Here is a 15106-nt window from a genome sequence, read left to right on the forward strand (position 1 = left end):
CGTTCGCCCTCGACCATGGACATGCCCCGCCCGGAAGGGGTGTACGCGCGTGCCCGCACTTGTGCTGCTCGGTGCTCAGTGGGGTGACGAAGGCAAGGGAAAGGCGACGGACCTGCTAGGCGGATCCGTCGACTACGTGGTGCGTTACCAGGGCGGTAACAACGCAGGCCACACGGTGGTCGTGGGCGACCAGAAGTACGCCCTGCACCTGCTCCCTTCCGGAATCCTGTCCCCCGGCTGCACGCCGGTCATCGGTAACGGCGTCGTCGTCGACCCGTCGGTCCTGCTCTCCGAGCTGAGCGGGCTGAACGAGCGTGGCGTCGACACGTCCAAGCTCCTCATCAGCGGAAACGCGCACATCATCACGCCGTACAACGTGACGGTGGACAAGGTGACCGAGCGCTTCCTCGGCAAGCGGAAGATCGGCACCACCGGGCGCGGCATCGGCCCGACCTACGCCGACAAGATCAACCGCGTCGGCATCCGTGTGCAGGACCTCTACGACGAGTCCATCCTCACCCAGAAGGTCGAGGCGGCCCTCGACGTCAAGAACCAGATCCTCACCAAGCTGTACAACCGGCGCGCGATCGCCGTCGACCAGGTGGTCGAGGAGCTGCTGGGCTACGCCGACAAGCTCGCGCCGTACGTCGCCGACACCGTCCTGGTCCTGAACCAGGCGCTGGAGGAGGACAAGGTCGTCCTGTTCGAGGGCGGCCAGGGCACGCTGCTCGACATCGACCACGGCACGTACCCCTTCGTCACCTCGTCCAACCCGACCGCGGGCGGCGCCTGCACGGGCGCGGGCGTGGGCCCGACGAAGATCAGCCGGGTGATCGGCATCCTCAAGGCGTACACGACCCGGGTCGGGGCCGGTCCCTTCCCGACCGAGCTGTTCGACGAGGACGGCGAGGCGCTGCGGCGCATCGGCGGCGAGCGCGGTGTCACCACCGGCCGCGACCGCCGCTGCGGCTGGTTCGACGCGGTCATCGCCCGCTACGCGACCCGCGTGAACGGCCTGACCGACTTCTTCCTCACCAAGCTCGACGTGCTCACGGGCTGGGAGCAGATCCCGGTCTGCGTCGCGTACGAGATCGACGGCAGGCGCGTCGAGGAGCTGCCCTACTCGCAGACCGACTTCCACCACGCCAAGCCGGTCTACGAGATGCTCCCGGGCTGGAGCGAGGACATCTCCAAGGCGAAGACCTTCGCCGACCTGCCGAAGAACGCCCAGGCGTACGTCAAGGCGCTGGAGGAGATGTCCGGCGCCCCGATCTCCGCGATCGGCGTGGGCCCGGGCCGGGACGAGACGATCGAGATCAACTCGTTCATCTGACGCCCCGGGTCCTCCCCGCGTCCGCCGGCCGCCCCCGTTCCGCACGGGGGCGGCCGGCGTTCTTCGCAGGGAGACCCGGCGCGAACGGGCATAGGCTGAAAGCAACACCCCGCGTGCGTCGACCAGAAGAAGGTGAGTGCGATGCGCGTACTGCTCAAGGCCCGCATGGACACGGAGAAGGCCAACGAGGCCATCCGCAACGGCACCATGGGCAAGCTGCTCCAGGAGTCGCTGGAGCAGATCAAGCCGGAAGCGGCCTACTTCACCTCCGACCAGGGCAAGCGCACCGCCTACCTGGTCTTCGACATGCAGGACAGCTCGCAGATGCCGGTGCTCAGCGAGCCCTTCTTCCTCCACCTGGGCGCGGAGATCACCTACACGCCGGTGATGAACGTGGAGGACGTGCAGAAGGGCCTGGCCCAGCTGGGGCGCTGAGCGCGCGGCCCAGCGGCCTAGCTGAAGACGATCATCGAGCCCTGGGCCAGGCTGCGGGTCACGGCCGCGTGCAGACCGAGCCAGACGTGCCGTTCACGGGCGAACGGGCTGGGGTCGTACGGGGCGGGAACGGCGGGTTCCTCCAGCTCCGTGGGGACCGGCGGCGGCTGGGGGGCCGCCGGCGGGTTGGCCGGATCGATGCCGATCGCGGGCGCGACCACCTCCAGCTCCCGCAGCAGGGCGTGCGAGGAGCCCAGCGGGCCGCCGCCCGCGAGGAGTTCGTCGTCGGCGAGCGGGCTGGGGAAGTCGACCGGGACGTACGCGCCCGCGTGGTCGTAGTGCCAGACCAGGTGGGACTGCTGGGCCGTCGACTCGAACATCTCCAGCAACTGCTCGTAGTCCCCGCCCAGTTCGTCCACCGGCGTCACCGGCAGACCGCACACCTGGAGCAGGTAGGCGCGGCGCAGGAAGTGCAGCGCGTCGTAGTCGAAGCCCGCGACCGGGGCGACGTCGCCCGACAGGCCCGGCATGTACTGGTACACCGGCACCGGTGGCAGCCCGGCTTCGGCGAGCACCTTGTTGTATTGCGCGAGTTCCTCGGCGAAGGGGTTGTCCGGCGTGTGGCACAACACGTCGACGAGCGGTACCAGCCACAGATCACAGGCCAAAGAAGGCTCCTCGCTCAGCGCGGTGGTCGGGTAGCACGGTGGTCAGGGAAGAGTAGCGGTGCGGCACGGTCGCGGCTCCTGCCGTGCATGTCCCATACCCACACGGACAGACGCGACGCGGGTCATCCGGAGGCAAGACGCTCGATCAGGGCGAGCGAGTGGGTGTTGTAGTCCGCGATGATGGCCCGGGCGGTGTCGGTGTCGCGCGCACCCAGGGCGTCTACCAGTTCGGTGTGCCCCGCCCACAGCTCGCCGCGCAGGTCGGTGAGCCGGCGCAGATACTGCACCGCGCACACCCAGGTCCGCACGCGCAGCCGGTGCAGGAAGTCGCCGAGGTAGGGGTTGCCGAAGACCGCGGACAGTTCGCGCCAGAAGCGCAGGTCGTAGCCGATGAGCACGGTCAGGTCACCGGCCGCGGCGGCCCGCTGGGCCTCCTCGCCGCGCCGCCGGACCCCGGCGAGGGTCGCCGCCACGCGGGGGTCGTCGGTCCGTATGGAGGCGCGCTGCCCGGTGATCAGGGCGTGGAACATGCCCTCGATGACCAGGTCACGGGCCTCGATCATGCCGCGGAAGTCCTCCACCGAGTACTCGTGGACCCGGAAACCGCGGTGCTGGTCCGCCTCCAGCAGCCCCTGGGCGGCGAGGTCGACCAGCGCCTCGCGGACCGGCGTCGCGGAGACGCCGTACTGCTCGGCGATCTCCTTGACCGTGAACTCCTGCCCCGGCTGGAGCCGCCCGGCCAGCACCTCGTCACGGAGCGCGTCGGCGATCTGCTGGCGCAGGGTGCTGCGCATCACGGCGCCGGTACTGCCGGGCATGGTCAGGGCGTCTCCCTCGTCGCGTTCGGGTGGCGTGCGCGTATATGTCTACGAGCACGCCACCTTACGCGTTCGAACGAGACCCGAGAATGTTGGTTACTGACGGGTTTACGACTGTTTACGCCGTGTACTCGTCGGCGACCGACAGTGCCGCGTCCAGGACGGCCAGGCCCTCCTTCAGCTCGGCCTCGCTGACGGTGCAGGGCGGCACCACGTGCGTGCGGTTCATGTTCACGAACGGCCACAGCCCGCCCGCCTTCGCGGCGGCGGCGAAGCGGGTCATCGGCGCGTTCGCCTCCCCGGCCGCGTTGTACGGCACCAGCGGCTCGCGGGTCTCGCGGTCGCGCACCAGCTCCAGCGCCCAGAACATGCCGACGCCGCGCACCTCTCCGACGCTCGGGTGCCGCTCGGCGAGCGCCCGCAGCTCCGGTTCGAGGACGGACGCGCCCAGCCGGGCCGCGTTCTCGACCACACCCTCCTCGGCCATGACCTCGATCGTCGCGACGGCGGCGGCGCACGCGAGGGGGTGCCCGGAGTAGGTCAGACCGCCCGGGTACGGCCGCTTCCCGAACGTCTGAGCGATCGCCCCGGAGATCGCCACCCCGCCGAGCGGCACATAGCCGCTGTTCACGCCCTTGGCGAAGGTCAGCAGGTCGGGCGTGACGTCGAACAGGTCCGCCGCGAACCACTCGCCGGTCCGCCCGAACCCGGCCATGACCTCGTCCAGGACGAAGACGATCCCGTGCTGGTCGCACAGCTCGCGCACCCCGGCTAGGTAACCGGGCGGCGGCACCATGATCCCGGCCGTGCCCGGGACGGTCTCCAGGATGATCGCCGCGATGGTCGACGGGCCCTCGAAGGCGATCGTCGTCTCCAGGTGCTCCAGCGCCCGCGCGCACTCCTGCTCGACCGTCTCGGCGTAGAAGCGGGAGCGGTACGGGTAGGGCGCCCAGAAGTGCACCACCCCGGCCGTGCCGCTGTCGGAGGCCCAGCGGCGCGGGTCGCCGGTGAGGTTCACGGCCTGCTGCGTGCCGCCGTGGTAGGAGCGGTAGGCCGAGAGCACCTTCGGGCGCCCCGTGTGCAGCCGGGCCATCCGGATGGCGTGCTCGACGGCGTCGGCGCCGCCGTTGGTGAAGAAGATCTTGTCCAGGTCGCCCGGGGTCCGCTCGGCGATCAGCCGGGCCGCCTCCGAGCGGGCCTCGACGGCGAACGCCGGCGCGAAGGTCGCCAGCCGCCCCGCCTGCTCCTGGATCGCGGCGACGACCCGCGGGTGCTGGTAGCCGATGTTGGTGTAGACGAGCCCGCTGGAGAAGTCGAGGTAGCGGCGGCCGTCGTAGTCCCAGAAGTACGACCCCTCGGCTCCGGCGACGGCGAGCGGGTCGATGAGCTCCTGCGCGGACCAGGAGTGGAACACGTGGGCGCGGTCGGCGGCCTTCACGGCGGCGCCGGCTTCGGGGTTCGGCTGAGGGGTCATGCGGGCGAGCGTAGGCGCGGGGGAGCGGGCGGTGGTATCGGCGGCCTGTCTGGCGTCGGCCGCTTTCCGCGACAGGTTGTCCAGACGGGAGCGGATCGATTGACAGCTTCCTGTCCAGATGTCAGGATGCTGTCATAAGGCACGGGGTCCCGAGGAGGAACCATGAACGCCACCGCAGGCCGCAAGCCCGTCCATCTCGCCGTCTACGACACCCTCGCCGACTGGGAGACCGGCCACGCCACGGCCCACCTCGCCCGCTCCGGCCACACGATCCGCACGGTCGGCCCGACCACCGCCCCGGTCACCAGCATCGGCGGCCTGCGCATCCAGCCCGACCTGCCCCTGGACGAACTGCGCCCCGAGGACAGCTCCCTGCTGATCCTCCCGGGCGCCGACCTCTGGGATGCGGCATCAGTCGCTACCGCGGCGGGCACCGGCGACCTGGCCCCCTTCGCCCGCACGGCCCGGGCCTTCCTGGAGGCGGGCGTCCCGGTCGCCGCGATCTGCGGGGCCACCGCCGGACTCGCCCGCGAGGGCCTGCTCGACGACCGCGACCACACCAGCGCGGTCTCCTTCTACCTGGCGGCGACCGGCTACGCGGGCGCCGGACGCTACGTCGAGACCGACGCCGTCACCGACGCGGGCCTGGTCACGGCCGGCCCGACCGAGCCCGTCGCCTTCGCCCGGGAGATCCTCCGGCTGCTCGGGGTGTACGAGGGCGAGGTGCTGGACGCCTGGTACCGGCTCTTCCACGACTCCGACGCGACGGCGTACGCGGTGCTGGAGAAGGCCGGGGCGCTGTGAGCCGGGAGCATCAGGACCTGCTCAGCCGCAGCGCCCTCGGGGTGTTCCGGCTGAACGGCCAGTTCCTCGCCGTCGCGGAGGAACTGGCCCGGCCCGCCGGGCTCACCGCCGCGTGGTGGCAGGTGCTCGGCGCGGTCCTCGGCGAACCGCTGCCCGTCTCCGGCGTCGCCCGCGCCATGGGCATCACCCGGCAGAGCGTGCAGCGCGTCGCCGATCTGCTGGTGGAGCGCGGTCTCGCGGAGTACCGGCCGAACCCGGCGCACCGCCGGGCCAAGCTCCTCGCGCCGACCGACGAGGGCCGCGCGGCCGTCGCCCGCATCGACCCCGGGCACGCGGCCTTCGCCGACCGTCTGGCGGAGGCGTTCGGGGAGGCGGAACTGGCGGAGGCGGTACGGGCGCTGGAACGGCTGTCGAAGGTGCTCGACGGCATCGGTACGCCTGTTACGGAACCGTAGACGTCTGCCCGGTCGTCCGGCCCGGGCCCCGCACTATTCTCGGTCTGTTGCTCGCGTGTGGGGGGAAGGCGGCTGCGCGATGGAGACGTTGGGCCCGGGGGATCCGCGGCGGATCGGGGCGTACCGGCTGCTGGCCCGGCTCGGCGCCGGGGGCATGGGACACGTGTACCTGGCCCGCTCGGAGCGGGGCCGTACCGTCGCCGTGAAACTGGTGCGTGAGGAACTGGCCGCGCAGGAGGAGTTCCGCGAGCGGTTCCGGCAGGAGGTGCGGGCCGCGCGGCGGGTCGGCGGGTACTGGACGGCGCCGGTGCTGGACGCCGACACCGAGGCCGCCGTGCCGTGGGTCGCCACCGGGTACGTCGCCGGGCCGAGCCTGCAGCAGGTCGTCGGGCACGACCACGGGGCCCTGCCGGAGCGGACCGTGCGCATCCTCGCCGCCGGTCTCGCGCACGCGCTCAAGGACATCCACGCCGCGGGCATCGTCCACCGCGACCTCAAGCCGTCCAACGTGCTGGTCACCATCGACGGCCCGCGCGTCATCGACTTCGGCATCGCCCGCGCCCTGGAGACGGTGACCGACGGCGGGCTCACGCGCACCGGCGCGCTCGTCGGATCGCCCGGGTTCATGGCGCCCGAGCAGGTGCGGGGCGACCGCATCACCCCGGCGTGCGACGTCTTCTGCCTCGGCTCGGTCCTCGCCTACGCCGCCACCGGCAAGCTGCCCTTCGGCTCCGCCAACAGCGGTGTGCACGCCCTGATGTTCCGCATCGCCCAGGAGGAACCGGACCTGGAGGGCGTCCCGGAGGGCATCGCCGACCTGGTCCGCGACTGCCTGCGCAAGGACCCCGCCGCCCGGCCGTCCCTCGACCGCGTCCTGCAGCGCACGGGCGCCGACGACACCGTCTCCGACGGGCGCGCCCTCGACCCGTGGCTCCCCAGCGCGCTGGTGGCCCAACTGGGGCGCCACGCGGTCCGGTTGCTGGACGCGGAGAACCCGGAGGGCGCACCGGCCCCGGTGCCCGGGCCGTCGTCCGGCCGCCCGGACGCGAGCCCGCCCGGCCCCTCGTCCGGCCCGTCCAGCCCGTCCGGCTCGTCGCATTCGTCCGGCCCGTCCAACGCGTCCGGCCCGCCCGGCCCGTTTGGTGCCGCCGGGGCGTCGAGGGCAGCCGGTCCGGCCGGAGCTGCCGGTGAGGCCGGTGCCGCAGGTGGCTCTGCCGTAGGGGGTGCCGCCGGTGCCGCCGCCGCTCTCGGTGCCGCCGGCGCCGCGGGCCCCTCCGGGCCCGGGCCCGCCGCCCCCGGTCCTTCGGCCGTTCCCGGCCCTGCCGTTCCCGGCTTTTCGGCCGTTCCCGGCCCTGCCGCTCCCGGTCCTTCGGCCGTCCCGGGCCCCGCCGCTCCCGGCTCTTCGGCCGTCCCGGGCCCTGCCGTTCCCGGCTTTTCGGCCGCTCCTGGCCCTGCCGTTCCCTGTCCTTCGGCGGTCCCGGGCCTCGACGCTCCCGGCTCTTCGGCGGTCCCGGGTCTCGACGCTCCCGGCTCTTCGGCCGTCCCCGGCCCTGCTGTCCCCGGCCCTGCCGCCGTCCCCGCCGGAGGTCCCGGATCCACCCCGGAGCACGCCGCCGTCGCCGACGCGTCCGGGGCCGGTGGTGTGCCGCCGGTGCCCGGCGCCGCTCCCGGCCCGCCTCCGCCTGGAGCGCCGGGCTCGGGTGCGCCCCTGAACCACCTGCCCACCATGGTCGCCGGGCAGAGCCATGGCCAGGGCCAGGTCACCCCCGCACCGCCGCCGGCCCCCGCCGCGTTCCCGGGGCCGGGTGTCCCGCCCCACGCCCAGACGCCGTCGTACCCGGCCTACGGCTACCCGCAGCAGCACCCCCGGTCCGGGCCCCCGGGCGGTGCCGGACCGTCGTACCCGGGCCAGGGCGGTCTCGGCCCCACCCCGCCTTACGGGCCGCCGCCGTACGGTGCGGCCCCGCCGTACGGGCCCGGGCACGAGCCGCCCCGGGGCAACGGCCGGTCCACCGCGCTGCTCGTCGTGATCGCCCTGGTGGTGGCGCTGGCGGCGGGCGGGACGGTGTACGCCCTGATGCAGGGCGGCGACGACGGGACCGACGGCCGCGCGCAGCCCTCGCCGACGCACAGCACCGGCGCGCCCCCGACCACCCAGGGCCCGTCGCCGACGCCCTCCGCCTCCCCGGCGGACGGCGCGATCCCGACCGCGTACCTCGGCACCTGGACCACCACCATCGACAACGCCGACGGGCAGCACAGCCGCCGGCTCACGCTCCAGCAGGGCGAGCCGGGCGACACGGTCCTGTCGCTCGTCGCGGACGGCCCGACCAAGGGCGGCGGCACCTACCACTGCGTCTTCGAGGGTGAGCTGACCGGCACGCCCGGCGCCGGCGGGCCGCTGCGGATCGGCCCGTCCACCGTGACCGTCGGGCAGCCGCGCACCGCCTGCACCCCGGGTGCCGCCACCGAGATCACCCTCCTCGGCGACGGCACCCTGCAGCGCAGCAACACCAGCAGCGGGGAGCGGCTGACGTACACGAGGGAGGAGTGAACTCCCGCTCTCCGGCCCTCACCGCGGCCCTCACCTGCACCGCGGCCCCGGGCTCTCACCGCGGCCCGGGCCCTATCGACGGCTCCGGCCTCATCGCGGCCCGGGCCCTCACCGGCGCTCCGGCCTCACCGCGGCTCCGGTGGCCGCTGCCGGGGCATGTTGGGCCGGGCCCCGCCGTGCGGCGGGACCGGGAACCTCCCGTTCACGCCTCCGGCCTCCGCTCCCCGGCCCCCGCCGGGGAAGACCACCGCCTGCACGCCCACCGGGGCGCCCCCGACGCGGAACTCCCCCATCCAGTCGGCCGTCTCCACGCGCACCAGCTCGGTGACGTCCTCGGAGAACCTCCGCAGCACCCCCAGGCACCGCTCGGCCGCCTCCCCGGCGGTGCCCTCCGTCGGCCCCAGCACCTCCCGCACGCTCTCGGCCGCCCAGTCGAACTGGAGCGCCTGCAGGCGCCGCTGCACGGCCTGCGCGGCCGCCACGTCCCGCATCCACCCGGACGTCAGCCCGAAGTACCGGTCGGCGGCCACGCACGCCACCCCGAGCAGCAGCGCCAGACACCCCCAGGGAGCGATGCCGCCCACCACCCCGGTCAGGTCCAGCAGCGGCAGCGCGACGCCGGTGACCGCCCCGGCCGCGGCCCCGCAGCGCAGGCTCCGCGCGCACCGCCGCTTCCACACCCGGTCCGCCAGGTACCAGGCGGCCGTGTGCAGCGCGCCGCGCTCCACCCAGCGGTACAGCTCGTCCAGCCGGGCCGCGGGCTCGCCCCAGTCCCCGAGCGGAAGGGGCCGCCCGGCCAGATCGCCCGGCCGCGGCCGGGCCGCCGCCTGCTCGCCCCGCCCGTCCTGAGGCGGCCCCTCGGGCTGCATCTCCGGCTGACCCACCCGGCACTCCCAACTGACCACGAACGACCACGCGCGGTGCGTTCACCGATCACGCTGCGCGACCCACCGACACGACGACCGACCCACGTGACAACCCGACACGCGGGACACGTGAGGTCCGCGCCCGGAACACGCCGGACCCTTCCTACCCCCCTCCGGGTGGCGAAGGCGTGGCTTTCGCCGCTTTTCCGCCCGGAAGTATTCCTTGATCGGTTATGGGGCGCGAGGGGGACTCACTCGAAAGAGTGCCGGGGCGACGGCGGGCCCGACCACGTAGGCTCGTGCCGAACGGGAAAACCCGTACCGAGCAAGGAGCTGATCGTGATCCCCGGTGGTGGCCAGCCCAACATGCAGCAGCTGCTCCAGCAGGCCCAGAAGATGCAACAGGACCTGGCGCGGGCGCAGGAGGAACTGGCGCAGACGGAGGTCGACGGGCAGGCGGGCGGCGGCCTGGTGAAGGCCACCGTCACCGGCTCCGGCGAGCTGCGCGCCCTGAAGATCGACCCGAAGGCGGTGGACCCGGAGGACACCGAGACCCTCGCCGACCTCGTCGTGGCGGCCGTGCAGGCGGCGAACGAGAACGCGCAGGCGCTCCAGCAGCAGAAGCTGGGCCCGCTCGCGCAGGGCCTTGGGGGCGGCGGCATCCCCGGCCTGCCGTTCTGACCCCGCGTACCGCCTTCCTCGGACGGGCGGCTGACAACTACGGTACTCACGGGAGGTCGCGTACCGGCCTCGAAGATCCAGGAAGGGCAGTCCGTTGTACGAAGGCGTGGTCCAGGACCTGATCGACGAGCTGGGGCGGCTGCCCGGCGTCGGTCCCAAGAGCGCCCAGCGGATCGCCTTCCACATCCTCCAGGCCGAGCCGACGGACGTACGGCGTCTCGCGCAGGCCCTGATGGAGGTCAAGGCGAAGGTCCGCTTCTGCGCGACCTGCGGCAACGTCGCGCAGGAGGAGCTGTGCAACATCTGCCGCGACAGCCGCCGCGACCCGGCCGTCATCTGCGTGGTCGAGGAGCCGAAGGACGTCGTGGCGATCGAGCGCACGCGGGAGTTCCGGGGCCGGTACCACGTCCTGGGCGGCGCGATCAGCCCGATCGACGGGGTGGGCCCCGACGACCTGCGCATCAGGGAGCTCCTGGCCCGTCTCGCCGACGGCACCGTCACCGAGCTCATCCTCGCCACGGACCCCAACCTCGAGGGCGAGGCGACGGCGACGTACCTCGCCCGCATGATCAAACCCATGGGCCTGAAGGTCACCCGCCTGGCCAGCGGCCTCCCGGTGGGTGGGGACCTGGAATACGCGGACGAGGTCACGCTCGGTCGCGCCTTCGAGGGGAGACGACTCCTAGATGTCTGACGCCACGCTCGCGACCGACCAGAACCCGGACGACTTCGCGGTCCAGATCGCGGACCAGGTCGAGAGCTTCCTGGTCGCCGTCACCGAGGTCGCCAAGGGGGACGAGCCGGAATCGGCCGTGCCCTTCCTCCTGCTGGAGGTCTCCCAACTCCTCCTGGCCGGCGGCCGGCTCGGCGCGCACGAGGACATCGTGCCCGACGAGCGCTACGAGCCCGACACGGGCCCGGACGCGGACGTCGACGAGCTGCGCGAGAACCTGGCCCGGCTGCTGGACCCGATCGACGTCTACTCCGAGGTCTTCGACCCCTACGAGCCCCGCAAGGCCCCCGTGCCGGCCCGGATCTCCGACGACCTCACGGACGTCATCACGGACCTGCGCCACGGCATGGCCCACTACCGCGCCGGCCGCACCACCGAGGCCCTGTGGTGGTGGCAGTTCTCGTACTTCTCCAACTGGGGCTCCACCGCCTCGGCCACCCTCCGGGCCCTGCAGTCGGTCCTCGCCCACGTCCGCCTCGACCAGCCCCTCGCCGAGCTCGACGGGCTGGACACGGACCAGGGCATGGGCGACGACACGCTGGAGATCGAGGCGGGCCGGGTCATGGCGGAGGAGATCGCGGGCCCGCTGGGGCTGGGCCCGGCGAAGTAGCGGTTCAGATCCGGACGGCCGGTCCGGTGACGGAGATCCCGGTGTCCGCGCCCTCCGGCACGGACACCGTGATCACACTCGGCCGTCCCATGTCGGCGCCCTGATGGACCGTCACCGTCGCCGGCGGTGCGACGAGCCCCAGCTCCCTGAGGTAGCCGCCGAACGCGGCCGCCGCCGCGCCCGTCGCCGGGTCCTCGGTCACCCCGCCGGGCGGGAACGGGTTGCGGGCGTGGAAGACGGTGGGTGACTCCCGCCAGACCAGGTCGATCGTGGTCCAGCCGGCGCGGGCCATGAGGGCGGCCAGGGCGGGCATGTCGTAGTCCAGGTCGGCCAGCCGGTCGCGGGTCGCGGCGGCGAGGACCGGGTGCCAGGCCCCGCCGAAGGCCGCGCGCGGCGGCAGCCGCGGGTCCAGGTCGCCCGTGCACCAGCCGAGGACCGCCAGCAGCTCCGCCAGGTCGGCCTCGCCGATCGGCGCCGTGCGCGGCGCGACGCTCACCAGGGTCGCCACCAGCGTGCCGTCCGCCGCCCTCTCGGTCGTGACGGGCACCAGGCCGGCGGCCGTGCGCAGCAGCAGGCGCCCGGGGCCGTGCCGCTCCGCGTGGGCCACGGCCGTCGCGACCGTCGCGTGGCCGCAGAACGGCACCTCCGCGAGCGGGCTGAAGTACCGCACGGCCAGGGAGCCGTCGCAGGCCGGGGTGACGAACGCCGTCTCCGAGTAGCCCACTTCGGCCGCCGCCGCCAGCATCGCCGCGTCGTCGGCGCCGCTCGCGTCGAGCACCACCCCCGCGGGATTGCCGCCCTCCGGGTCCGTGCTGAACGCCACGTAGCGCAGTATCTCCATGGCGCCGAAGGTAGCGCCCCGTCCGGGAGCCCGCGCCGCCTTTTCCCGGCGCTGCGGCCGTCCCGACGGCAACGGCGCCTCACCCTGCGTGAGTTGGCGGCATCCTGGACGTCTCCTGTACGTCCCCTGCACGGCCCCTGGCCGGGGGGACGCGAGGCTGGAGTCACTTCCACCGCAGCGCAAGCGGAGGCAGGTCAACTCCCCTCGCACCCCCTGGAGATGCCATGAACCGTCGCCCTGTCCGCCGACGCACGGCGGTCGCCGTCGCGGTCGCCGTCGCCGTCACCGGCTCCTTCGCCCTCGGTGCCGGTGTCGCCGGAGCCGGCACCGGGAGCCAGGCCGGGAAGCACACCGGGCCGGTCACCAGGGCGCAGGTGCTCGGCCTGTTCGACACCTGGAACGCCGCACTGAGGACCGGCGACCCGCGCGAGGTCGCCCGCCTGTACGCCGCGGACGCGGTCCTGCTGCCGACCGTCTCCGACGAGGTCCGCACCGACAGAGCCGGGATAACCGACTACTTCGCGCACTTCCTGCGGAACAAGCCGGTCGGCACGAAGATCGACTCGTACGTGGACATCCTCGACCGGAACACCGTCATCGACACGGGCGTGTACGAGTTCGCGCTCACCGATCCCGGGACGGGCGCCGTGAGGACCGTCGAGGCCCGCTACACCTACGTCTACGAGAAGCAGCCCGGCGGCACGTGGCTGATCGTCAACCACCACTCCTCGAGGATGCCGGAGGGCTGAGCCGCGTCAGCCGCCGCCCCGGTGGGCCGCCCGGAGCGCGATCGTCACGCACAGGCCGCCCCCGGGCGCGTCCCGCAGGGCCACGGTCCCGCCGTCGTCCGTCGCCAGCTGCCTGACGACGGCGAGACCGAGGCCGGAGCCGGTCCGCCCGGTCAGGCCCCGGCCGCGCCAGAAGCGGTCGAAGGCGCGGGACTTCTCGCCGTCCGTCATGCCGGGGCCCTCGTCCAGCACCGACACCTCCACCGCCTCGCCCCGGGGTTCCACCCGCACGGTGATCGTGGCGCCGTCCGGTGACACCTCCAGGGCGTTGGAGAGCACGTTGTCGAGCATCTGGTCCGGATGACCGGGGCTGGCCAGCACGGCCGTCCGGCCGTCGGCGCCGCCCGTGAGCGTGATGGCGACGCCGCGCTCGTCGGCGGCCGGCCGCCACACGGCGAGCCGCTCCCGCACGACGTCCATCAGCGCGAGCGGCTCCGCCGCCGACACCTTCGCCTCGGCCCTGGCCAGCACCAGCAGGCCGTTGACCAGGCGGTTCATCCGCACCACCTCGGCCGTCGCCTGCTCCACGTCCTCCCGTACGAACGCGTCGTCCACCCCGTCCGCGATGTTGTCCAGGGACAGCCGCAGCGCCGTGAGCGGGGTGCGCAGCTGGTGGGAGGCGTCCGCGACGAAGATCCGCTGGGCCGCGATCAGCGTGTCCAGGCGTTCGGCGCCCTGGTTGAGGGTGCGTGCCAGGGTCTGGGTCTCGGGCGGGCCCGTCACGGGCGAGCGGGCGGTCAGGTCGCCGTCGCTGAACCTGCTGGCCATGTCGTTGAGCTGGCGCAGCGGCCGGGTCAGCCGCCGGGCCACCCCGGCGCCGAGCAGGGCGGCCACCCCGAGCACCAGCACCGCCAGGACCGCCCTGAAGCCCCAGATCTGCCACAGGCGGCCGGTCAGCTCGTCCGTGGCGTACACGACCCGGACGGCGCCGTCGATCCGGTCGGTGCCGGCCGCACGGGCGGGCACGGTGATCACCAGCTCGGGGCCCCAGATGAAGGACGAGCCCCAGTCGGTGGTGGACCTGCCGTCCTCCAGGGCCCGGGCCAGGACCTCGTCAGCCGCCGGGCGCGGCAGGTTCGCCGCGCAGTCCGGGGTGCGGGTCACCTGGATCTCGTCGTCGTAGGCGCGGGCCATCTCCTCCAGGGCCTGGCAGGACGCCGGGCGGCCGTCGCCGAGCAGCAGGGCCATGGCGTTCGCCTCGCGCAGCACCGCCGACTCGGTGTCGCCGCGCAGCTGGTCGGTGAGCGTGAACGCCACCGGCACGGTGAACAGCGCGATGGCGACCGCGACCAGCAGGACGTAGCTGCGGACGAGCTGGCGGATCACGAGGCGCCGTCGTCCTCGTCCGTGACGATCTCCAGCCGGAACCCGACCCCGCGCACCGCCTCGATCGCGATCGCCCCGGCGAGCTTGCGCCGCAGCGCCGCCACGTGCACGTCCAGCGTCTTGGTGGGCCCGAACCAGTTCGCGTCCCAGACCGCTTCCATGATCTGTTCCCGCGACATCAGCGCCCCGGGCTCCTCGGTGAGGAAGGCCAGCAGGTCGTACTCCTTGGGGGCGAGGGCCACCTCCGTGCCGTCCAGGCGCACCCGGGCCGCCTTGCGGTCGATCGTCAGGCGCGTGCCGTAGCGGTCGGGGCCGCCGGGAGGGTCCGCGGCCGGCGTGCGGGGCCGCGCGCGGCGCATGACCGCCCGTATCCGGGCGATGACCTCCCGGACGCCGAAGGGCTTGGAGACGTAGTCGTCGGCGCCCAGCTCCAGGCCGACCACCCGGTCCGTCTCGTCGCTGCGGGCGCTGATCACGATGATCGGGACGTCGCCGCGCTCGCGCAGCGCCCGGCAGACGTCCAGGCCGTCGGCGTCGGGCAGGCCCAGATCCAGCAGGACGACCTCGTAGGGGTCCTCGTGCCGCAGCGCCGCCCCGCCGGTGGTGACCCACGCGACCTCGAAGCCGTAGCGCCTCAGGCCGCGGCGCAGGGACTCGGCGACCGGTTCATCGTCTTCCACCAGGAGTACGCGCACAGGCGAACCCTAGTACTTGAAAGTT

General features: G+C 73.4%; 16 protein-coding genes. 9 read left to right on the forward strand and 7 right to left on the reverse strand.

Annotated features, from left to right (window positions below):
• Positions 1-49 precede the first annotated feature (49 nt).
• Both ACPXCS_RS05750 and ACPXCS_RS05755 read left to right on the forward strand, forming a co-directional pair.
• Positions 50-1333, forward strand: a complete 1284-nt coding sequence (locus ACPXCS_RS05750) for an adenylosuccinate synthase (protein ID WP_425943894.1) — start codon at positions 50-52, stop codon at positions 1331-1333.
• A gap of 141 nt (positions 1334-1474) precedes the next feature.
• A complete protein-coding gene (locus ACPXCS_RS05755; protein ID WP_425943892.1) occupies positions 1475-1768 on the forward strand; it encodes a hypothetical protein in 294 nt (97 codons plus the stop codon).
• A 17-nt stretch (positions 1769-1785) separates the two neighbouring features.
• Here ACPXCS_RS05755 and ACPXCS_RS05760 read toward each other — a convergent pair whose 3' ends face one another.
• The 3 genes from ACPXCS_RS05760 to ACPXCS_RS05770 all read right to left on the reverse strand — a co-directional run bounded on the left by ACPXCS_RS05760 (position 1786) and on the right by ACPXCS_RS05770 (position 4728).
• Positions 1786-2436, reverse strand: a complete 651-nt coding sequence (locus ACPXCS_RS05760) for a hypothetical protein (RefSeq protein ID WP_425943890.1) — start codon at positions 2434-2436, stop codon at positions 1786-1788.
• 122 nt (positions 2437-2558) lie between these two features.
• Complete coding sequence (locus ACPXCS_RS05765) at positions 2559-3254, reverse strand: GntR family transcriptional regulator (RefSeq protein WP_425943888.1); 696 nt, start codon at positions 3252-3254, stop codon at positions 2559-2561.
• Between the two features lie 118 nt (positions 3255-3372).
• A complete protein-coding gene (locus tag ACPXCS_RS05770) occupies positions 3373-4728 on the reverse strand; it encodes an aspartate aminotransferase family protein (RefSeq protein WP_425943886.1) in 1356 nt (451 codons plus the stop codon).
• A 162-nt stretch (positions 4729-4890) separates the two neighbouring features.
• Between ACPXCS_RS05770 and ACPXCS_RS05775 the strand changes: the two genes are divergently transcribed.
• The 3 genes from ACPXCS_RS05775 (at position 4891) to ACPXCS_RS05785 (ending at position 8541) form a co-directional block, all read left to right on the forward strand.
• Positions 4891-5532 (forward strand): DJ-1/PfpI family protein, encoded by a 642-nt coding sequence (locus ACPXCS_RS05775; protein WP_425943884.1) that lies wholly within the window; start codon positions 4891-4893, stop codon positions 5530-5532.
• Complete coding sequence (locus ACPXCS_RS05780) at positions 5529-5987, forward strand: MarR family winged helix-turn-helix transcriptional regulator (RefSeq protein ID WP_425943882.1); 459 nt, start codon at positions 5529-5531, stop codon at positions 5985-5987. Before ACPXCS_RS05775 ends, ACPXCS_RS05780 begins: the two co-directional genes overlap by 4 nt.
• A 79-nt stretch (positions 5988-6066) precedes the next feature.
• Positions 6067-8541: a protein kinase domain-containing protein gene (locus tag ACPXCS_RS05785; RefSeq protein ID WP_425970905.1), complete on the forward strand. Its 2475-nt coding sequence runs from the start codon at positions 6067-6069 to the stop codon at positions 8539-8541.
• A 125-nt stretch (positions 8542-8666) separates the two neighbouring features.
• Here ACPXCS_RS05785 and ACPXCS_RS05790 read toward each other — a convergent pair whose 3' ends face one another.
• Entirely contained in the window at positions 8667-9425 is a 759-nt protein-coding gene (locus ACPXCS_RS05790) for an SLATT domain-containing protein (RefSeq protein ID WP_425943878.1), read from the reverse strand.
• 321 nt (positions 9426-9746) lie between these two features.
• On the opposite strand from ACPXCS_RS05790, the gene ACPXCS_RS05795 reads away from it, so the two are divergent.
• The 3 genes from ACPXCS_RS05795 to ACPXCS_RS05805 all read left to right on the forward strand — a co-directional run bounded on the left by ACPXCS_RS05795 (position 9747) and on the right by ACPXCS_RS05805 (position 11431).
• Positions 9747-10088 carry a YbaB/EbfC family nucleoid-associated protein gene (locus ACPXCS_RS05795; RefSeq protein WP_344537358.1) on the forward strand — a complete coding sequence of 114 codons (342 nt, stop codon included), beginning with the start codon at positions 9747-9749 and terminating at the stop codon, positions 10086-10088.
• Between the two features lie 94 nt (positions 10089-10182).
• Positions 10183-10782, forward strand: coding sequence for a recombination mediator RecR (gene recR, locus ACPXCS_RS05800; RefSeq protein ID WP_381034800.1), 600 nt, complete (start codon positions 10183-10185; stop codon positions 10780-10782).
• Positions 10775-11431: a DUF5063 domain-containing protein gene (locus ACPXCS_RS05805; RefSeq protein WP_425943875.1), complete on the forward strand. Its 657-nt coding sequence runs from the start codon at positions 10775-10777 to the stop codon at positions 11429-11431. The genes recR and ACPXCS_RS05805 overlap by 8 nt, the downstream gene beginning before the upstream one ends.
• A 4-nt stretch (positions 11432-11435) precedes the next feature.
• Here the strand turns inward: ACPXCS_RS05805 and ACPXCS_RS05810 are convergent, their stop codons facing one another.
• Complete coding sequence (locus tag ACPXCS_RS05810) at positions 11436-12272, reverse strand: PhzF family phenazine biosynthesis isomerase (protein ID WP_425943873.1); 837 nt, start codon at positions 12270-12272, stop codon at positions 11436-11438.
• Positions 12273-12496: 224 nt separating this feature from the next.
• Between ACPXCS_RS05810 and ACPXCS_RS05815 the strand changes: the two genes are divergently transcribed.
• Positions 12497-13021, forward strand: coding sequence for an SgcJ/EcaC family oxidoreductase (locus ACPXCS_RS05815; RefSeq protein WP_425943871.1), 525 nt, complete (start codon positions 12497-12499; stop codon positions 13019-13021).
• A 6-nt stretch (positions 13022-13027) separates the two neighbouring features.
• On the opposite strand, the gene ACPXCS_RS05820 is transcribed toward ACPXCS_RS05815, so the two are convergent.
• Positions 13028-14386, reverse strand: coding sequence for a sensor histidine kinase (locus ACPXCS_RS05820; RefSeq protein WP_425943869.1), 1359 nt, complete (start codon positions 14384-14386; stop codon positions 13028-13030).
• A complete protein-coding gene (locus ACPXCS_RS05825; protein WP_425943867.1) occupies positions 14383-15081 on the reverse strand; it encodes a response regulator transcription factor in 699 nt (232 codons plus the stop codon). Before ACPXCS_RS05825 ends, ACPXCS_RS05820 begins: the two co-directional genes overlap by 4 nt.
• Positions 15082-15106 lie beyond the last annotated feature (25 nt).

This window comes from Streptomyces sp. DT190, from assembly GCF_049846985.1.
Lineage (GTDB): Bacteria > Actinomycetota > Actinomycetes > Streptomycetales > Streptomycetaceae > Streptomyces.

Coding starts and splice junctions, on each gene's coding strand:
- ACPXCS_RS05785 (WP_425970905.1), top strand. CDS start 6,067: ATGGAGACGTTGGGCCCGGGGGATCCGCGGCGGATCGGGGCGTACCGG.
- ACPXCS_RS05765 (WP_425943888.1), bottom strand. CDS start 3,254: ATGCCCGGCAGTACCGGCGCCGTGATGCGCAGCACCCTGCGCCAGCAG.
- ACPXCS_RS05775 (WP_425943884.1), top strand. CDS start 4,891: ATGAACGCCACCGCAGGCCGCAAGCCCGTCCATCTCGCCGTCTACGAC.
- ACPXCS_RS05805 (WP_425943875.1), top strand. CDS start 10,775: ATGTCTGACGCCACGCTCGCGACCGACCAGAACCCGGACGACTTCGCG.
- ACPXCS_RS05810 (WP_425943873.1), bottom strand. CDS start 12,272: ATGGAGATACTGCGCTACGTGGCGTTCAGCACGGACCCGGAGGGCGGC.
- ACPXCS_RS05770 (WP_425943886.1), bottom strand. CDS start 4,728: ATGACCCCTCAGCCGAACCCCGAAGCCGGCGCCGCCGTGAAGGCCGCC.
- ACPXCS_RS05755 (WP_425943892.1), top strand. CDS start 1,475: ATGCGCGTACTGCTCAAGGCCCGCATGGACACGGAGAAGGCCAACGAG.
- ACPXCS_RS05815 (WP_425943871.1), top strand. CDS start 12,497: ATGAACCGTCGCCCTGTCCGCCGACGCACGGCGGTCGCCGTCGCGGTC.